The sequence below is a fragment of the Pseudomonas sp. LBUM1649 genome (assembly GCF_059716155.1).
In genome coordinates, this window is the sequence record NZ_CP166807.1 from 1,306,368 (window position 1) to 1,324,051 (window position 17,684).

17 protein-coding genes and 2 pseudogenes are annotated in these 17,684 nt (G+C 59.7%); 11 read left to right on the plus strand and 8 right to left on the minus strand.

What is annotated here, in order from left to right:
• From ACA058_RS05895 to ACA058_RS05910, 4 genes are all read right to left on the minus strand, one after another.
• On the minus strand, positions 1-783 hold the full coding sequence (locus ACA058_RS05895) for a transporter substrate-binding domain-containing protein (protein WP_497638252.1): 783 nt from the start codon (positions 781-783) through the stop codon (positions 1-3).
• A 347-nt stretch (positions 784-1,130) separates the two neighbouring features.
• The gene (locus tag ACA058_RS05900; protein WP_497638253.1) at positions 1,131-2,816 is read right to left on the minus strand and encodes an ATP-dependent DNA ligase; all 1,686 of its coding nucleotides are present in this window, start codon (positions 2,814-2,816) and stop codon (positions 1,131-1,133) included.
• Positions 2,813-3,844, minus strand: coding sequence for a ligase-associated DNA damage response exonuclease (locus tag ACA058_RS05905; RefSeq protein ID WP_497638254.1), 1,032 nt, complete (start codon positions 3,842-3,844; stop codon positions 2,813-2,815). Before ACA058_RS05905 ends, ACA058_RS05900 begins: the two co-directional genes overlap by 4 nt.
• A 212-nt stretch (positions 3,845-4,056) precedes the next feature.
• On the minus strand, positions 4,057-6,507 hold the full coding sequence (locus ACA058_RS05910; protein ID WP_497638255.1) for a penicillin acylase family protein: 2,451 nt from the start codon (positions 6,505-6,507) through the stop codon (positions 4,057-4,059).
• Positions 6,508-6,734: 227 nt separating this feature from the next.
• On the opposite strand from ACA058_RS05910, the gene ACA058_RS05915 reads away from it, so the two are divergent.
• The 4 genes and pseudogenes from ACA058_RS05915 to ACA058_RS05930 all read left to right on the plus strand — a co-directional run.
• On the plus strand, positions 6,735-6,971 hold the full coding sequence (locus ACA058_RS05915) for a hypothetical protein (protein ID WP_497638256.1): 237 nt from the start codon (positions 6,735-6,737) through the stop codon (positions 6,969-6,971).
• Entirely contained in the window at positions 6,941-7,393 is a 453-nt protein-coding gene (locus tag ACA058_RS05920; protein ID WP_497638257.1) for a peptidase inhibitor family I36 protein, read from the plus strand. The genes ACA058_RS05915 and ACA058_RS05920 overlap by 31 nt, the downstream gene beginning before the upstream one ends.
• A 516-nt stretch (positions 7,394-7,909) precedes the next feature.
• Positions 7,910-8,353: pseudogene (locus ACA058_RS05925) on the plus strand (PAS domain-containing protein); the annotation flags it as partial.
• Between the two features lie 14 nt (positions 8,354-8,367).
• Positions 8,368-8,697 (plus strand): annotated as a pseudogene (locus ACA058_RS05930) (methyl-accepting chemotaxis protein); the annotation flags it as partial.
• A 36-nt stretch (positions 8,698-8,733) separates the two neighbouring features.
• On the opposite strand, the gene ACA058_RS05935 reads toward ACA058_RS05930, so the two are convergent.
• On the minus strand, positions 8,734-9,372 hold the full coding sequence (locus tag ACA058_RS05935) for a glutathione S-transferase family protein (RefSeq protein ID WP_497638258.1): 639 nt from the start codon (positions 9,370-9,372) through the stop codon (positions 8,734-8,736).
• A gap of 80 nt (positions 9,373-9,452) precedes the next feature.
• Complete coding sequence (gntR, locus tag ACA058_RS05940; protein WP_497638259.1) at positions 9,453-10,484, minus strand: HTH-type transcriptional regulator GntR; 1,032 nt, start codon at positions 10,482-10,484, stop codon at positions 9,453-9,455.
• A 215-nt stretch (positions 10,485-10,699) separates the two neighbouring features.
• Between gntR and ACA058_RS05945 the strand changes: the two genes are divergently transcribed.
• Both ACA058_RS05945 and ACA058_RS05950 read left to right on the plus strand, forming a co-directional pair.
• Positions 10,700-11,233 carry a gluconokinase gene (locus ACA058_RS05945; RefSeq protein WP_497638260.1) on the plus strand — a complete coding sequence of 178 codons (534 nt, stop codon included), beginning with the start codon at positions 10,700-10,702 and terminating at the stop codon, positions 11,231-11,233.
• A gap of 81 nt (positions 11,234-11,314) precedes the next feature.
• Positions 11,315-12,667: a GntP family permease gene (locus ACA058_RS05950; protein ID WP_497638261.1), complete on the plus strand. Its 1,353-nt coding sequence runs from the start codon at positions 11,315-11,317 to the stop codon at positions 12,665-12,667.
• Positions 12,668-12,846: 179 nt separating this feature from the next.
• Here the strand turns inward: ACA058_RS05950 and alaC are convergent, their stop codons facing one another.
• A complete protein-coding gene (gene alaC / locus ACA058_RS05955; protein ID WP_497638262.1) occupies positions 12,847-14,064 on the minus strand; it encodes an alanine transaminase in 1,218 nt (405 codons plus the stop codon).
• A gap of 139 nt (positions 14,065-14,203) precedes the next feature.
• Here alaC and ACA058_RS05960 point away from each other — a divergent pair, with 139 nt between their 5' ends.
• From ACA058_RS05960 to ACA058_RS05970, 3 genes are all read left to right on the plus strand, one after another.
• Positions 14,204-14,866: a LysE family translocator gene (locus tag ACA058_RS05960; protein WP_497638263.1), complete on the plus strand. Its 663-nt coding sequence runs from the start codon at positions 14,204-14,206 to the stop codon at positions 14,864-14,866.
• A 67-nt stretch (positions 14,867-14,933) separates the two neighbouring features.
• Positions 14,934-15,419, plus strand: a complete 486-nt coding sequence (locus ACA058_RS05965) for a GyrI-like domain-containing protein (RefSeq protein WP_497638264.1) — start codon at positions 14,934-14,936, stop codon at positions 15,417-15,419.
• A gap of 98 nt (positions 15,420-15,517) precedes the next feature.
• Positions 15,518-16,006, plus strand: a complete 489-nt coding sequence (locus tag ACA058_RS05970; protein ID WP_497638265.1) for a GNAT family N-acetyltransferase — start codon at positions 15,518-15,520, stop codon at positions 16,004-16,006.
• Positions 16,007-16,218: 212 nt separating this feature from the next.
• On the opposite strand, the gene ACA058_RS05975 is transcribed toward ACA058_RS05970, so the two are convergent.
• Complete coding sequence (locus tag ACA058_RS05975) at positions 16,219-16,704, minus strand: GNAT family N-acetyltransferase (protein WP_497638266.1); 486 nt, start codon at positions 16,702-16,704, stop codon at positions 16,219-16,221.
• Positions 16,705-16,845: 141 nt separating this feature from the next.
• Between ACA058_RS05975 and ACA058_RS05980 the strand changes: the two genes are divergently transcribed.
• Both ACA058_RS05980 and ACA058_RS05985 read left to right on the plus strand, forming a co-directional pair.
• Complete coding sequence (locus ACA058_RS05980; RefSeq protein WP_497638267.1) at positions 16,846-17,271, plus strand: YybH family protein; 426 nt, start codon at positions 16,846-16,848, stop codon at positions 17,269-17,271.
• Between the two features lie 67 nt (positions 17,272-17,338).
• Positions 17,339-17,683: a YciI family protein gene (locus tag ACA058_RS05985; RefSeq protein ID WP_497638268.1), complete on the plus strand. Its 345-nt coding sequence runs from the start codon at positions 17,339-17,341 to the stop codon at positions 17,681-17,683.
• Position 17,684: the final 1 nt, after the last annotated feature.

Below are 17,684 nucleotides of genomic sequence, written 5' to 3' on the forward strand. Positions count from 1 at the left end.
TTACTTGCCGCTGTACAGGTTCAGATCGCTAAAGTGTTTCTTCTGAATGGTGGCGTAGGTGCCATCATCGTGTAACGCTTTGATACCTTTATCCAAAAGTGCTTTCAGCTCGGTGTTACCTTTCTTAATACCGACTGCCGTCTTGGCTGGCAGCAGTTCGCTGTCGACCGGCTTGCTGACTTCGTAGCCTTCGCCTTTTGGCGACTTCAGGAAGCCCAGTTCGGCTTGCAGCATGTCCTGGATTGCGGCGTCGAGACGGCCGGAAGTCAGGTCGGAATACACCTGGTCCTGGTTCTGATAGGCCTGGGTCTTCACACCGGCCTTATCCAGCACAGCCTTGGCGTAGGCTTCCTGGATGGTGCCTTGCTCGTAGCCGACGGTCTTGCCTTTGAGCGAAGCGACGTCTTCGGTCAGGCCGGAACCTTTTTTGAACACGTAGGCGGTTGGGCCGGAGAACAGCTCGTTGGAGAAGTCGATGACCTTTTCGCGGGCTGGGGTGACGGTCATCGAAGAGATCACGCCGTCGAATTTATTGGCCTTGAGGCCAGGAATCATGCCGTCGAAATCGCTTTCGACCCATTTACACTTGACCTTCAGCTCGGCGCAGATCGCGTTCCCCAGATCGATGTCGAAGCCTACCAGGTTGCCGTCGGCCGCTTTCGACTCGAACGGCGCGTAGGAAGGGTCAACACCAAAACGCAATTCCTTGTATTCCTTTGCCAGCGCGGAACCGGCTGCCACGCACAACGCCAGTGCAGAAAGGGTCAGCAATGCTTTTTTCATTATTCAATCCCTAAGAACCAATATGAGCGCTTGTGGCGCAGAATTATTGTTACTGGTAAGCGTAAGCCCTAATGAAAGTAGCAATTTCCGAACCATAATGCCGAACAAGCGTTTAAAAGGTTTTCGGGAAATTGCCGGAGGGGATTAGTGCACGAAAATGGGCGTCATGAAAAGCCCGCACGTTTCTGGATCAAGGCCGAGCGCATTTCTGTGGCGAGGGAGCTTTCCTGTGGCGAGGGGATTTATCCCCGTTGGACTGCGCAGCAGTCCCATCAGGGGTTGCTGCGCAACCCAACGGGGATGAATCCCCTCACCACAGGACCTCCTTCAATGCCTCAAAATTTGGGTTAACCGAGCAAATCCTGCAACGTACCCAGATGATCAGCCTCTTCGACCGATTTGTCCTGGCGCCAGCGCAACATCCGCGGAAACCGCACCGCAATTCCGCTTTTGTGCCGCTTGGACAAGGCAATGCCCTCGAAGCCCAGTTCAAACACCAGGCTCGGCTTGACGCTGATCACCGGGCCGAATTTTTCCACCGTGGTTCTACGCACGATGTTGTCGACCTGGCGCATTTGCTCATCGGTCAACCCCGAATAGGCCTTGGCAAACGGCACCAGCGCTCGCTCGCTGGCGTCGGGTGGAGCGTCCCAGACGGCGAAGGTGTAATCGCTGTAGAGGCTGGCCCGGCGGCCATGACCGCGTTGCGCATAAATCAGCACCGCGTCGACACTGAACGGGTCGACTTTCCATTTCCACCAGACTCCCATGTCCTTGGTGCGACCGACGCCGTAGAGCGCGTCCCGAGCCTTGAGCATCATGCCTTCGACCCCGAGCCTGCGCGATGCTTCCCGCTGCCGGGCGAGGTCGAACCAGTCTTCGCCGGTCAACAAGGGCGAGGCGAGCAGCAGTGGGTTGTTGCCCTGGGCGATCACCTGCTCCAATTGACTGCGCCGCCGGCTTTGCGGTTGGTTGCGCCAGTCCGTACCTTCCCATTCCAGCAAGTCATAAGCGAGGACAACCACCGGCACGTCATTGAGAATCTTGCGGGTGAGGTTTTTCCGGCCGATCCGCTGCTGCAACAGGGCGAAAGGTTGCACGCAGGGGGAATCCTGGGGCGGATCGAAGGCATCTTCGGTCCCCGATTGAACGGGTTTCCAGGCGACGATTTCCCCATCGATCACGGTGCCGTCGGGCAGGCAGTGGATCAGGCTGGCAAATTCAGGAAAGCGATCGGTGACCAACTCTTCACCCCGAGACCAGATCCACAGGCGCCCCTCGCGTTTGACGATCTGGGCCCGGATGCCGTCCCACTTCCATTCGACCTGCCACTGGCTGGCGGCACCGAGCAGCGCTTCGAATTGTTCGACCGGTTGTGCCAAGGCATGGGCGAGGAAAAACGGATACGGCTGACCGCCGCGTTGCGCATGCTCGTCGGGGGATTGTGCGGCAATCAACTTCAAATAGCTGGCGGCACTCGGCCGGTTGGACAGGTCGGTGTAACCCACCATTCGCTGGGCCACGCGCTTGCTGTCCAGGTCAGCCATGGAGGCCAGGGCTCGGGTCACCAGCAACTTGGAGACACCGACGCGAAAGCTGCCGGTGATCAATTTGATGCACAGCATCAGGCTGGGACGGTCCAGTTGCGACCAGAGAACGGGCAGGCGTTCGGCGAGCACCTGCGGGGATTCGCCGCGCAAGGGCAGCAGTTTGTCTTCGATCCACACCGCCAGGCCGTCGCTGGAGCGGTAAGGCATTTCCGGCAGCACCAGGGAAATGGTTTCCGCCATATCGCCCACCGCCTGGTAGCTTTCTTCGAACAGCCACGCTGAAAGCCCGGAATACGCTACTGCCAACTCACGCAAGACGCGCACCGGCACCAATTGCCTGGGTCGTCCTCCGGACAGAAAGTACACCGCCCACGCGGCATCTTCCGGTGCCGCCTGAGCAAAATAATGCTGCATCGCCGCCAGCTTGGCGTTGCTCGATGTCGTGGCATCGAGCTCGGCGTACAACTGGGCGAAAGCCTTCATGGCAGCGCCTCGACGCTCTCGGCTTCGGCCGCCGATGCCTCCTCTTCGTCACCGTACTCGGTGCTGAAGCCCTGGGCATCGAGGCCTTGTTCACGCAGGTGGCGCACCAATACCGCGACAGAACCGTGAGTGACCATCACCCGTTCAGCGCCAGTCTGTTCAATGGCCCAGAGCAAACCCGGCCAGTCAGCGTGATCGGACAACACGAAACCGCGATCCACACCGCGTCGCCGACGCGCTCCGCGTAACCGCATCCAGCCGCTGGCGAAGCCGTCGCTGTAGTCACCGAAGCGGCGCATCCAGGTGCTGCCACCGGCGGAAGGTGGAGCGATGACCAGCGCTTTGCGCAGGATCGGATCGCTCTTCTGGAAGTCGCCGGCGTAGAGCGTCGGTGGCAGGTCTATACCGGCCTCACGATAGACACGGTTCAGCGGCTCCACCGCGCCATGCGTCAGGATGGGACCGAGGCTGGCATCAATGCCGTGGAGAATGCGCTGGGCCTTGCCGAAGGAATAGCAGAACAGCACGCTGGCTTTATCTTGCGCGGCATTGGCTTGCCACCACTGATTGATCTCGGCAAAGACCTGCGCCTGCGGCTGCCAGCGATAGATCGGCAGGCCGAATGTCGACTCGGTGATGAAGGTGTGACAGCGCACGGGCTCGAAAGCGGCGCAGGTGCCATCGGGTTCGATCTTGTAGTCCCCTGACGCCACCCAGACTTCCCCACCATATTCCAGGCGCACCTGAGCCGAGCCGAGTACGTGGCCGGCGGGGTGGAAACTCAGGGTGACGCCGTGATGCAGTAGCCGCTCGCCATACGCCAGGGTTTGCAGGTTGATTTCCTGGCCCAGTCGCGCGCGCAGAATCCCTTCACCGGGCGCCGCGGCCAGATAATGCTGGTTGCCGGTACGTGCATGGTCGCCATGGGCGTGGGTGATGACCGAGCGCTCGACCGGCCGCCACGGATCAATGTAGAAATCGCCCGCGGGGCAGTACAAGCCTTCGGAACGCGCGATGACAAGGTCCACGTTGCTATCCAAGTGGAGGGGCTTGTTAGCTAGGAGGCTGGCGCGGGGGGAGAAGTTCTATCGGGATTTTATAGGTTAACGAAGTGCTCGTTCCCCGGTAGGAGCAATGCTTGCTCGCGATCGATGTACGAACGACGCGATCATTCAGAAATGGTGCGTTATCGTTCACGACCATCGCGAGCAAGCATTGCTCCTACAGGGGAATGCTCTCCTTATTTTCCAGGCGTCAGGGTCAAGCGCTTGTTCCCGTACACCTTGTCAAAGTTCTGCGGCTGCATCGGCAGGCTCTGGTACTGCCCCTTCAGCCACGGCTCGATACTGTTGAGGTAGTTCGGGCTGGCCGGGTTGCCGGACTGGCCAGTGGCGATCTGGCCCATCAACGGTTCGGGCTGGCCGAAGTCGACGATCAAGCGCATGGCCGGCACCCGCGTCGTGTTGAAGTCCTGGCCCACGGCGTACGCGGCCGTGTTGAGGGTGGTGTGGTCGCCGCCGGCCGGCTGCGGACCGCGCACGGTCTGGCCACTGGCGTTCTTCCACTCATAGCGGTGAAGTTTGCCCCACTGCCAGGCTTTATGATCGCCGCCCAACTGACTGTCGCCTGCGGTGATCGCTGCTGCCAGGCTGCGGGCGAGGATCGCCGGTTTGTCTTCTTTTTGCGCTGTGTGCACATCATCCCAGAACGGACTGTCTTCACGCCCCAGCAAGTGATCGGCCTGCGCCGCGTAAGACAACGTGCCATTGGCTATGAAGGCTTGCCACGCCGGGCTGCCTTGCGGCGCCAATTCATCGAGGAAAATCTGTCGGGTGCTTTCCTGCAGGAACAGCTGGTAGATTGCCGCGTCGGCGGAGGTCGGGCTGAGCTTGCCGTCAAACGCCATCAAGCGGGTCAAGGCCTCGCGAGCCTTGCCACGGTCCGCCACGGGCAAGGCCTCGATGGCCTGCTTGAGCGGCTGTGTCATCCCCGGTGCTTCGAACATTTTCTTCAGTTTGGCGGCGAACGTGGTGGTCTGGTCGTACTGCATGGCGATCAGGCTACGGGTGTCATGTTTGCCCACGCCGGCCAGTTCGGCCAGGCGCTCGCCACGTTCCGGTGCCGACCAGGAATTGGACAGCTGCATGCCATAGCCATGGGGAATGACCCGCTGGTTGGCGGTGCCGAGCCAGCCCTGGCCCGGGTCCTGATCGTAGGGGTGCAGCATTGGGTCGGCGTAACCGTCCCAATCGTAACGTCCCTCCCAGCCAGGCGAGGGCAGCAGGCCTTCGCCTTCGCGGCGGTTCGGATAGCGACCGGTGACTTGCCAGCCAATGTTGCTGGCATCGGCAAACACCAGGTTCAGAGCAATGGCGCGAATCTCGCGGCTGGCGTCCGACGCTTTCTCGACGTTCTGCGCACGGGACAGGTCAAAGAATGCGTCAAGGCTCTTGTCGTCGGTAAAGTTCGGCGTTTGCAAGGCCAGGCCGAAACCGCTGCCCTGGGCCAAGCCCTGGGCACTGTTGAGCAGGGGGCCGTGGCGGGTTTCGAACACGGCTTCGCGAATCGGCCGCTGGCCTTTGACGAAGTAGGTTTCGTTGCGCACGATCGCCGGCTGCCACTTGCCAGCGGTTTCGTAGGACAGCCCATTACCCTGGCGTTTGATTTTTTCCAGGAACAGGTCCTGGTTATCGCCCATGACGCTCGTCATGCTCCAGGCCACTTTGCCGTTGAACCCGCCCAGGAACATCGGCAACCCGGCGATGGTCACACCGCTAGCCTGATACTTCGGTGCGCGGATCTGCACGTAGCTGAACAGGGCCGGCACGCCCATCGGGCCATGGCTGTCGCTGGCCAGCAGGCTTTTACCGCTGCGGCTGCGCTGCGGAGCAATGGCCCAGTTGTTCGATGAAGTGGCGCCCAACAGGTTCAGGTCGGATAGCTGGCCGGTGGCCTTGCTGATGTCAGCCAGCCCCGGTACCTGCCCGCTGAGCTTGATGCCTTGCAGCTTTTCACTTTCGGCCAGCGGCAGTTTTTCATCCGGGGCGGAAGGGCTCAGCCAGGGCAGTTTGTCGGTGGTGACGGTCTGGGCCAGCACCAGCGAGGCAATTTCCTCGGGCAGGTTGGCTGACTGACTGAAGTTGAGCAGGCAGAAAATCAGCGCCGAATCTTCCGGCTTCCAGTACTCGGGCTTGTACCCGGTGGCGACGAGGTCGGCAGGCAGCTTGTCGCTGTAGCGGAACAGATAGGCGTTGACCCCGCGGGCATAGACTTCGAAGAAGCGCTTGAGCCGCGGTGAAGAGGCCTTGTACAACTCGCTGGCGTTTTTCTTCAGGTTGACCGCGCGCATATAGCGGTCAGCGTCCAACAGGTCCGCCCCCTGCATCTCGGCCAATCGCCCCTGGGCGAGCAAGCGCAGGGTGACCATCTGGGTGATGCGATCACTGGCGTGCACATAGCCCAGGGCGAAGAGTGCGTCGTGGAAAGTGTTGCTTTCGATCAACGGCATGCCCATGGCATTGCGTCGCACCGAAACATTCTGCGCCAGCCCTTTGAGCGGCTGCACGCCGGAGGTGGGCGGGAGGGTGTCCTGGGCATCGAAACTCTGACAACCGGTCAGGCTCAAGACACCCGCCACTGCTGCGGCAACGCCGAACCGGGGTAGAAAATGTGAAAGGGCTGGCGAGGCCATGGCAAAGCTCCTGCGGGGTAGAGGCGGCGGCGCGCAATAAAGCCGCTACGTTAGTGAGCAGGAGGGGGCCGCGCAAGCGCGGCGCGGGGTTATTTCAACAACCGGCCTGATGGCGCCATCCGTCGAGCCTGTTATTTCTGACAGTAGACAATCAAATGTGCTGAAGAGACGCTGATTTCCTGCTCACGCTGAATGTGCTCAGCGTTCCTGGCGATCGGAGTTTCTACATGAACAGCAAATGGCTGGTTGCTTTCGTCTCACTTTGCCTCGGTATCGGCGCACTGTTCTTTTCGGCGAAACAGGCGACGGTCGAGCGCAGCCCCTATGCGTTGTTTGAGCCCGGCATGACGACTGAGCAAAAAGTCGTGTGCAACAACAAATCGACCGCCAGCTCAGTCGAAAATCGGGAGGCCAGCAAATCAGTCCCACTCAAGTGGTCTATGACGATGGTGCCGCTGTACTGACGTTCCCGGTTCCCGGCGACGCAGGTCAGTCAGATCGCAGCTGTGATTACGGTTACATCTGTCTCTGGACCGCTGCGGATTTTGCAGGCAGGAAATTGTCGTTGCTCAGTACGGCGAAAAGCCGGCCCGTCAATCTGTCCGACTACGATATGAGCGTCCAGGTCTCCTCCTGGCAGCACAACAACAAGACCGGCTCAGTAAAGATCTTCGGTGTGGATGGGCCTGACGCGAGGGGCAACATGGTGATGAGCAATATCAGGGAGGTGAGCCTGGGCAAGGGCTGTTGTCCGTTCAGCATTCCTGAAGATGCCCGCATCGTCGGCACCTGGACAGAGATCAATTCACAGGGACGACTGATCGAGAATAACGACCGGATCGTGAGTATTGCGTTCGCGCCCATGTTCATGTTGTTTGCCCAGTAAAAGAGCAGGCTGACGGTCGGACTAGTCTGACGCTCGCTGAACCGATTTTGTCCTCAATACTGGCCGACTAGTGGCCTTGCAAGCCGGAGGCCTACGTCTATCCTGAGGCGCAGGGCGTGGAAAATCGAACCAGGTTGCCAGAGTGCGCAATCCAAGGCACCGACACACTTGCTGGGAGTTGTCCGGAAATGGAGTTCGCTTATGAGCACGTTAGGGCTGGCCCGACCCCGGGCTATCAAGAGAAAGGATGTCTTGATAAGAGTGTCGCGATAAGGACCCCCTCCGATCGAACATCACCTATCACCTGATGGATTCCTCCTCTTTGGAGGAACGCGTGTGCCTGTTCTGTTGAACGTAGTGGTGAATTTGAAAGATCAGCAACTTTCATAAACGCGCATAGGTGATACGACCATGTTTAACCTGCATCACAAGGCTGACCTGCTGGAAATCGAACGTTTCAGCTGCGCGCTGACCGAGGCCAACGCCAAGCTTGCCGCTGTCAGTCGTTCAATGGCAATGATTGAATTTACCCCCGATGGCATCATCCTCGAGGCCAACGAGAATTTTTGCAGCACCCTGGGTTACAGCGCCGACGAAGTGCGCGGCAAACATCACCGGATATTCTGTGAAGAGGCGTTTTACCGCAGTGAGGAGTACGCCAAATTGTGGCGTGATCTGGCCCGGGGCGAACCGATCAGCGGAACCTTTCTGCGCTTGGACAAGAGCGGCAAGGAGATCTGGCTCGAAGCCAGCTACATGCCGGTGTTTGGTCCGGACCGGCAGGTGCGCAGCGTGATCAAGGTGGCCACCGACATTTCCGAACGGGTCATCAAGGAACACGAAAACGAAAGCAGGCTCGCCGCCCTTGGTCGCTCCATGGCCGTGATCGAGTTCACCCCCGAAGGCCGAGTAATCACGGCAAACGAAAACTTCCTGAAAACCACGCAGTATTCGCTCAATGAAATCGTCGGTCAGCATCACAGCCTGTTTTGCTGGCGCTCAACGCCGCCATCGAAGCGGCCCGCGCGGGTGAGCATGGGCGAGGGTTTGCCGTGGTGGCCGATGAAGTGCGCAATCTTGCCGCACGCACCAGCCAGGCCACCCTGGAAATTGTCGATGTGGTGCGCAAGAACCACGACCTGTCATTGAGTGCGGTGTCGAGCATGCAGTCGAGCCTGAGTCGAACCGGGCTGGGCGTGGAACTGGCGAACGAGGCGGGGGAGGTGATTCTGGAGATTCAACAGGGATCGCGACATGTGGTGGACGCGATCAGCCAGTTCAACTCGACCTTGCAGTTGAACTGATCGACACCTTTGGTCTTTCTCGCTATCGGAAGTCGCTCAAGGCAGGCCGTTACAGCAGTGTTTGAGGAAGCCGGGGTGTTGCGCCAGGCGTTTGAAATACTCGTCGACGGCCGAATAGTCGGGGCGCTCCATGGGCGTCATCAGCCAGCGGTTGACCGAGAGGCCGATGACAATGTCGGCCACGGTGAATTTTGCCCCGGCGACATACGCTTTGGTGGTCGCGAGCTGATGTTCGAGGATCGCCATTTTCTGGTTCCAGCCGCGCACGCCGACGTCGATGCGGTGTGCATCCTGGAATTCCGGATCCTTGCGCACCAACGCCATGAACGCGTAACTCCAGGACGAATTGAGATCGGTGGCTTGCCAATCCATCCACTGTTCCACCCGGGCGCGCGCGGCCGGTTCGCTGGGTAGCAGCTCCGTGTGGTGATGCTGGTGCTTGGCGCTCAGGTAGCGGCAGATGGTGTTGGATTCCCACAGCGCACCGGCCTCATCGATGATCACCGGTACCTGCGCGTTGGGGTTGTACCGGAGAAACTCAGGGCTGTGGGTCGAGGCAAATCCGCTGCCCCAATCCTCGCGTTCGTAGGAAAGGCCCAGCTCCTCGCAGGTCCACAGGACCTTTCTGACGTTGATCGACGAGGCTTTTCCCAGAATCTTCAGTGTGTGTTCCATGGAACGACTCCAACGAGAGTGGCGTATATGCAAGTGTAGGAGCTGCCGCAGGCTGCGATCTTTTGATCTTGATTTTAGCTTCAGGTGCTCTCGCGCACCTTCAACTCAAACCCCATGTCCTGCACCGGTTTGGCCACGGTATTACCGGCCATCAGCGTCAGCATCTGCTCCGCCGCGCGACGGCCGATGGCTTCACGCGGGGTGTTGATGCTGCTGAGGCGCGGCACCATGTGTTCTGACATCGGCAAATCGTTGAAGCCAAGAATCGCCACCTGTTGGGGAATCTTGATCCCGCAACGCATGGCTTCCAGCAAGGCGCCCTGGGCCAGGTCGTCGTTGCCGAAGAAAATCGCATCGACATCCGGGTGACTGGCCAGCAGTTGCAGAAACAGTTCGCCGCCCAGGCCGACGGACGAGGAGCGCGGGGTCAGCACTTCCAGGTCCGGGTCATACAGACCGGCCTTTTTCAGTGCTTTGCGGAAACCTTCACCGCGCAGCAAGGTGCGTTGATCCAGCTGCGCGCCGATGTAGGCCAGGCGCTTGCGCCCGCGAGACAGCAAATGCTCGGCTGCCGTTTCACCGGCCGCCAGTTGCGAGAAGCCCACGCAATTGAGCCCGGCAGCACTGTCCAGCTCCATCATGTACACGCACGGGATGTTGCTGGCTTCGATCATTCGCCGCGAACTTTCGGTTCGGTCGAAACCCGTGAGCAGCAAGCCCCGGGGCTGATAGGCCATGTAGTTGCGCAGCAGGTTTTCTTCTTCGTCGCGCGAGTAATGGAAGTTGCCGATCAGCACTTCGAAGCCCTTGGGGCGCAACACCTGATGGATGGCTTCCAGGGTGTCGATGAACAGCAGGTTGGACAAGGACGGCACCAACACCACCACCGAATGGCTCTGCGCCGAGGCCAAGGCACGGGCTGCGGGGTTGACCACGTAGTTGAGATCCAGCGCAGCTTTCTGGACTTTTTCCACCAGTTCGGTGGCCACCGTGCTGACCCCGCGCAGGGCGCGGGAGGCGGTAATCGGGCTGACACCGGCCAGGCGTGCCACTTCGTTCAGGGTAGGGCGGCCAGTGGTGCGTGTATTTTTATCGTTTTTAGTTGGAGTCATCGACGGCTTGCCAAACAAAATTCAAGGTACTAAGGTAGCGCTGTCTCGACGCAGCTGCAAATGCGTGAGCGGGGGTTCGCCTGATCCTCGCTTTTTGGCGTTGGGAACACACATGCTGCAACCCACAAAATGACAAGAAAGGCGTCGGCAACTTCTGCTTTTGATCGAGTGTCATAGCTTGCAAAGGTAGCGCTGTCTGCGCGCTGAGGTGTTACATGAATCATCCCATCACCGCCCTGGTCATCATGGGCGTTGCCGGTTGCGGCAAGACGTGCGTCAGCGAAGCCCTGTGCCAACTGAGTGGCGCCACTGCCATTGAAGGCGACTCTTTCCACCCTGCCGCCAATATCGAAAAGATGAGCGCGGGGATTCCCCTGAACGATGAAGACCGTGCCGGCTGGCTCGACAGCCTGTGCGATGAACTGCGCCGCATCGATGCCCAGGGCCAGCGCCCGGTGCTGACCTGCTCGGCCCTCAAGCACATATACCGCGAACGTCTGCGCAGTGCCTTGCCGGGCCTGGGCTTTGTGTTCCTGGAACTGACCCCGGAAGTCGCCGCCGACCGTGTCTCCCATCGGCCAGGCCACTTCATGCCGTCGACCCTGATCGACAGCCAGTTCGCCACCCTCGAATCCCCTGTGGGCGAGCCGTTGACCCTGGCGCTGGATGCTTCGACCCATAGTGTCGAGCAACTGGCGGCGCAGGCTCATGTCTGGTGGCAGGCGAACGGCCTGAAACAGGCGGTATGACTGTGTTTGCAAAGACAGCGCTGTCCGTACGGCTTCTGATTAACCCGCTTAAATAACAACAACAACCAGGAGACACCCCTAATGTTTGGCATGTCCCACGAGACGTTCCTGCTGCTCGACGCAGTGGTCACGGTGATCGGGCTTATCGTCCTGATCACCAAGTTCAAGCTCCACCCCTTCCTTGCCCTGATCATCGCTGCCGCTTTCCTCGGGCTGACCTCCGGCATGCCGATCGGCACCATCATCAAGGCGTTCCAGGATGGCTTTGGCGGCGTGCTCGGTTTCGTCGGGATTATCCTGGCGCTGGGGACCATGCTCGGCAAAATGATGGCCGAGTCGGGCGGGGCGGATCAAATTGCCCAAACGCTGATTCGTGCGTTCGGTAAAGACAAGGTGCAGTGGGCGATGATGTTCGCCGCCTTCCTGGTCGGCATCCCGCTGTTCTTCGAAATCGGCTTCGTGCTGCTGATTCCGCTGGTGTTCATCGTCGCCCGCCGCACCGGCGTGTCGATCATCAAGATCGGTATCCCGCTGCTGGCCGGCCTCTCCGCGGTACACGGCCTGGTGCCACCGCACCCGGGTCCGTTGCTGGCGATTGGCGTGTTCGGTGCCGACATCGGTAAAACCATTCTGTACGGCCTGATTGTTGCGTTGCCGACGGCTATCATTGCCGGCCCGATCTTCGGTACCTTCATTGCCAAGCACATCCCCGGTCATCCGAATCAGGAGCTGGTGGATCAACTGGCGCGCGAATCGGATACGGCCGAACTACCGAGCTTCGGCATCACTTTGGTTACCGTGCTGCTGCCGGTGTTCCTGATGCTGCTCAAGACTTTTGCCGACGTAGTGCTGCCCGATGGCAACATCTTCCGCGCCTTCATGGACCTGATCGGTCACCCGATTTCGGCGTTGCTGCTGGCATTGCTACTGTCGCTGTATACCTTCGGCTACAAGCAGGGCATCGGTTCCAGCCAGATGATGAAATGGCTGGATGCGAGCCTCGCGCCGACCGCCGCGATCATCCTGATCATCGGTGCCGGTGGTGGCTTCAAGCAGATGCTGGTGACCAGCGGCGTGGGGGACGTGATCGGCCACATGGCGGTCAATGCACAGATATCGCCGATTCTGCTGGCCTGGCTGGTGGCGGCGGTGATCCGCATCGCGACCGGTTCGGCGACCGTGGCAACCATTACTGGCGCGGGAATCGTGGTGCCGGTGGTGGGGATGATTCCGGGTGTGAACCGTGAGCTGCTGGTGCTGGCGACCGGTGCCGGTTCGCTGATCCTGTCCCACGTGAATGACGCCGGTTTCTGGCTGGTCAAGCAGTACTTCAACATGACCGTGGCCGAAACCTTCAAGACCTGGACAGCGATGGAGACCATTCTGTCGGTGGTGGGCCTGGGCTTCATTCTGTTGTTGTCGATGTTCGTTTAAGCGTTTCGCCAAACACAAAAAAACCGCAGCGATGCGGTTTTTTTGTGGGTGGTCAATTTCACAGGTGAACATAAAACAATGTGGGAGCGAGCTTGCTCGCGATGGCGGTCTTACATTCAACATCTACTTTGAATGATATGCCCTCATCGCGAGCAAGCTCGCTCCCACAGGTTTTTGTGTCAGGTGTTGGATTTGGTAGCTAACCCATCCGCCCGGAACATTCCGCGAATCCCGCGTACCGCCTGACGAATCCGGTCCTGGTTTTCGATCAGCGCGAAGCGCACGTGATCATCCCCATACTCACCAAACCCGACACCCGGCGAGACGCAGACCTTGGCCTCGGCCAACAGTTTCTTGGCGAACTCCAGCGAGCCCAGATGCGCGTAGGCCTCGGGAATCTTGGCCCAGACGTACATCGACGCTTTCGGGTTTTCAACCATCCAGCCCAGTTCATGCAGGCCTTTGACCAGCACGTTACGGCGCTGCCGATACTGTTCGGCGATGTCTTTCACGCATTGCTGATCGCCTTCGAGCGCCGCAATGGCCGCCACTTGCAGCGGGGTGAAGGTGCCGTAGTCGTGGTAGCTCTTGATCCGTGCCAGGGCGTTGACCAGTTCCGGGTTGCCGACCATGAAACCGATACGCCAGCCCGCCATGTTGTAGCTCTTGGACAGAGTGAAGAATTCGACGGCGATGTCCTTGGCGCCGGGCACCTGCATGATCGACGGGGCTTTCCAGCCGTCGTAGACGATGTCGGCGTAGGCCAGGTCATGCACCACCAGCACATCGTACTGCTTGGCGAGGGCGATCACCCGTTCGAAGAAATCCAGTTCCACGCACTGGGCGGTGGGGTTGGACGGGAAGCCGAGGATCATCATCTTCGGTTTCGGGATCGAACCGCGAATGGCCCGTTCCAGTTCAGCGAAGAAATCCACGCCCGGCACCAGCGGCACCGAACGCACTTGGGCGCCGGCAATCACGGCACCGTAGATGTGGATCGGGTAGCTCGGGTTGGGCACCAGCACGGTGTCGCCCTGGTCGAGGGTGGCCAGCATCAAGTGCGCCAGGCCTTCCTTGGAACCGATGGTGACGATGGCTTCGCTTTCCGGATCGATGTCGACCTCGTAGCGCTCCTTGTACCAATTGGAAATTGCCCGGCGCAGGCGCGGAATACCCTTGGACGTGGAGTAGCCATGGGTGTCTTCGCGCTGGGCGACGGTCACCAGTTTTTCGACGATGTGCGGCGGCGTGGCGCCGTCGGGGTTCCCCATGCTCAAGTCGATGATGTCTTCGCCACGACGACGGGCGGCCATCTTCAGCTCGGCAGTGATGTTGAAAACGTAAGGGGGGAGTCGATCTATGCGCGCAAAGCGGCGCGGCGAACCTTGTTCGGCCATTGTTGCCTCGGATAACGTAAGCGCCCGGAACCGTCCGAGCGACGCTGGTCACTGCGGTGACCTGTGGCGGAATGTACGATCAGCTATGGCAGACTGTCCAGCCTCAACGTAAACAAATTTTTCCGAAGGAAAGGGTTAGATGGAATTTACCAGTGGCTTCTTGTTGAGCCTTTCGCTGTGCCTGGACATCGGCGTGGCCAATATTGCGATGATCACCCTGGCGATGCAGCGCGGCTATTTTCAAGGTTTCGCCCTGGGCCTGGGCACCTGCGTCGGCGACCTGATCTACGCCGTGCTGGCGCTGGCCGGGATGACCGTGTTGCTGCAGTACGAAACCGTGCGCTGGGTGCTCTGGATCGGTGGTTCGGCACTGCTGGTGTACTTCGCGGCGAAGATGATTTATTCGGCAATCCATCATGAGGCGCTGTTGGCCGAGACCGCCGAGGTCGGCCACAACTCCCATCGCAAGGAATTTTTCCGTGGGATTTTTCTAGCCATGTCGTCGCCCAGCGCGATTCTCTGGTTCGCCGCAGTAGGCGGCACGCTGATCGCCCGTTCCGGTGGCGGCGGTGCCCTCAGCTCGGCATTGTTCCTGGGTGGATTTCTCTGCGCCGGGTTGTTGTGGTCCGCAGGCCTGTGCTTCGCGGCGAGCCATGGCGGCAAGTTGCTCGGCGACAAACTGCTGCGCTATTCCTACATGGCATCGGCGGCGATCTTCTGCTATTTCGCGGTGTACGTGATCCTTTCTGGCTACAACGAGTTTGTCGGCGCAGGCGCAGCAGAGCAGTTGCACGCGCTGTAATTTGGCGAATCGGGTTTGGCTTCTATACTCCCAGCCGAACCCACTTTTAAGCTCCAGGAGTCGAGCCATGGATGAACAAACACGCGTCGAAGTGGCGGAACCCCGCTTCGAAAACGGACACTTCCTGCTGATTGCAGGGCTTGGCGGACAATTTACCCAGCAAAATGTTGAAGGCATTCCCGAACTCTGGGAAAAATTCAGTCCACATATCGGCAAAATTCCGGGGCAAAAAAGCGAGGTGACCTACGGCGTCTGCTGCAATTTCGACGGCAAGGGCGGCTTCGATTACATCGCTGGCGTCGAGATCAGCAAACTCGACGATTTGCCGGAAACCTACCGCTGGGTCGAGGTCCAACCTCAGCAGTATGTGGTGTTCGAACACAAAGGACCGCTGGAGTCCTTGCCGCAGACCTTCCAGTACATCCATGGTACGTGGCTGCCGCAGTCCGGGCGCGAGCTGTTGGACGCCCCGGAATTCGAACGCTACAGCGAAGACTTCAACCCCAGGCTCAATACCGGCAAGCTGGAACTCTGGCTGCCGCTCAAGGGCTGACAAGTGCATCGGGAGGCGGATCAGCTGATTCGTCTCTCGATGTCGCGCCGAGGCTGATTTATCATCCCCGGCCTTTCCCTCGCTGATTCCGAGCTGCCATGAACACCGTCATCCGCCACGTCACGCCCGCTGATCTGGACCGCTGCTACGCCATCGAAACGGTTGCCTACGAAGGCGATGAAGCCGCGACCCGGGAGAAAATCGCCACCCGCATCGCCACCTGGCCCGAGGGTTTCATCGTCGCTGAAGTGGACGGTGTGGTCGCCGGGTTCATCAATTCCGGCGCGGCGTTCCAGGTGGAAATGTCCGACGAAGCGTTCAAGGAGCTGATCGGCCACGACCCGGCCGGACCGCACGTGGTGATCATGTCGGTGGTCGTGCACCCGGATTATCAGGGGCAGGGCCTGGCGAAGCGCTTGATGGGCGAGTTCATCGAGCGCATGCGCGCGATGGGCAAAGCAAGCATCAACCTGATGTGCAAGGAACGGCATATTCCGTTGTACGCAGGCTTTGGCTTTGCCTACATCAAGCCATCGGCGTCCGACCATGGCGGTATGGCGTGGCATGAGATGGTGCTCAATCTCTGATCCGACGCAGATCCCCTGTGGGAGCGAGCTTTTGTGGTGAGGGGATTTAGCGAAACGTCGCACCGCCCCGTTGGGTCGCGAAGCGGCCCCAAACTCTGTAATCGAGGTGCATCAGACAGGACACATCCACGGGATTTACGACTGCTTCGCAGCCGAACGGGGATAAATCCCCTCACCACAAAAGCTCGCTCACACAGGGGATTGGGGCCACCTTAAAATATCAGGCCCATCCGCCGCTCATACCCAATCCGCCCCTTGTACGCCTCGCCGCTGTCGACGAAACCATATTTGGCATACAACGCAATGGCGGCGTCGTTGTCGGCATCCACCGACAATTCCAGCCCCCTGATTTCCGGCCAGGCCAAACGCGCGGCCTCAGGCAGCGCTTGCAGGCAAGCCTTGCCATAACCTCTTCCCTGAGCGCGCTGATCGACTTGCAATGCATGCAGCGTGGCGCTGTGCTCGTCGGCCCAGGCCGGCAACACCGGTGGGCGTTTCAGCAGCAGAAAGGCTACGGGCACCGCATCAGCCAGCAGGGCAAATCCTTTGACGCCGGGGCCTGGCCTGGACAACAGGGTGTGCAACGCACCGTGAATGTCCCCGGAAAACCTGATTTGTTCCGGATGCACTTCGATGGCCTCCACCTGCTGGCGCTGCAGCGCGTTCAGGCTTTCGTAAGGCACGAGTCGGGCTGTCACTGGAGTGTCCTTTATCCAACAGAAATGAGCCTCGGATTCTAGCGAGTTTGCGTGCATGGATTATTTTTATTTCGACTGTCGATCTGACGGATCGCCGGACGACTAAGGGTGTCTTCACAACAACAATCACGGAGAACCACCATGAGCGATACCAACGAAATCCAGACCCTGATCGCCACCTATCGTGAGGCGGTCATCTCAAAGGACGTCGAGAAAATCATGGCCCTGTATGCCGACGACATCGTCTCTTACGACGCCGTCAAGGCCCTGCAATTTCGCGGCAAGGCCGCCTATCGCGCGCATTGGCTGGAGTGCATGGAAATGTGCCAGGGCCAGCACAAGTTCGACTTCGATCACATGAACATCGTGGCCGATGAGCACATCGCCTTCGCCCACTGGCTAGCCCATTGCGGTGGCACCAATGAGAAGGGCGAGACCCAGGCCTGCTGGATGCGCGTGACCGCCTGCTACCGGCGCGAGGCCGGGCAATGGCGCATCGTCCACGAACACTGGTCGGCCCCGTTCGACATGACGAGCGGCACGACCTTGTTCAACCTGGAACCCTGATCGTCGGTTCGCGGCGCGAAACCGCCAATCTGCAGCCATAGTTGATCCGTTCAATCAGGAGAGCGCGATGAAGTATTTATGCCTGGTCTACAGCGAAGAGCACGTGCTGCATTCGCTGCCGGAGAGCCCCAAGGACGAGGAGTGCATGGCCTATGCCGAAGCGATCCAAGGCAGCGGCCGGATGATCGCCGCCGAGGCGCTTGAGTCGGTGCAGACCGCCACTACTGTGCGCATGCGCAACGGCAAGATGTCGATCACCGATGGCCCGTTCGCCGAAACCAAGGAGCAGTTGGCCGGCTTCTACCTGATCGATGCCAAGGACCTCAACGAAGCCCTCCAGGTCGCCGGGAACATCCCGGCGGCGCGGGTCGGCAGTGTCGAAGTGCGCCCCGTTCGGCAGTTGAATCCTTAAG

What these genes read in the sequence shown, in the direction of transcription:
- ACA058_RS05935 (WP_497638258.1), bottom strand. Translation starts at nt 9,372, where the DNA reads ATGGAACACACACTGAAGATTCTGGGAAAAGCCTCGTCGATCAACGTC.
- ACA058_RS05980 (WP_497638267.1), top strand. Translation starts at nt 16,846, where the DNA reads ATGAGCGATACCAACGAAATCCAGACCCTGATCGCCACCTATCGTGAG.
- gntR (WP_497638259.1), bottom strand. Translation starts at nt 10,484, where the DNA reads ATGACTCCAACTAAAAACGATAAAAATACACGCACCACTGGCCGCCCT.
- ACA058_RS05945 (WP_497638260.1), top strand. Translation starts at nt 10,700, where the DNA reads ATGAATCATCCCATCACCGCCCTGGTCATCATGGGCGTTGCCGGTTGC.
- ACA058_RS05910 (WP_497638255.1), bottom strand. Translation starts at nt 6,507, where the DNA reads ATGGCCTCGCCAGCCCTTTCACATTTTCTACCCCGGTTCGGCGTTGCC.
- ACA058_RS05985 (WP_497638268.1), top strand. Translation starts at nt 17,339, where the DNA reads ATGAAGTATTTATGCCTGGTCTACAGCGAAGAGCACGTGCTGCATTCG.
- alaC (WP_497638262.1), bottom strand. Translation starts at nt 14,064, where the DNA reads ATGGCCGAACAAGGTTCGCCGCGCCGCTTTGCGCGCATAGATCGACTC.
- ACA058_RS05960 (WP_497638263.1), top strand. Translation starts at nt 14,204, where the DNA reads ATGGAATTTACCAGTGGCTTCTTGTTGAGCCTTTCGCTGTGCCTGGAC.
- ACA058_RS05895 (WP_497638252.1), bottom strand. Translation starts at nt 783, where the DNA reads ATGAAAAAAGCATTGCTGACCCTTTCTGCACTGGCGTTGTGCGTGGCA.
- ACA058_RS05950 (WP_497638261.1), top strand. Translation starts at nt 11,315, where the DNA reads ATGTTTGGCATGTCCCACGAGACGTTCCTGCTGCTCGACGCAGTGGTC.
- ACA058_RS05900 (WP_497638253.1), bottom strand. Translation starts at nt 2,816, where the DNA reads ATGAAGGCTTTCGCCCAGTTGTACGCCGAGCTCGATGCCACGACATCG.
- ACA058_RS05970 (WP_497638265.1), top strand. Translation starts at nt 15,518, where the DNA reads ATGAACACCGTCATCCGCCACGTCACGCCCGCTGATCTGGACCGCTGC.
- ACA058_RS05965 (WP_497638264.1), top strand. Translation starts at nt 14,934, where the DNA reads ATGGATGAACAAACACGCGTCGAAGTGGCGGAACCCCGCTTCGAAAAC.
- ACA058_RS05915 (WP_497638256.1), top strand. Translation starts at nt 6,735, where the DNA reads ATGAACAGCAAATGGCTGGTTGCTTTCGTCTCACTTTGCCTCGGTATC.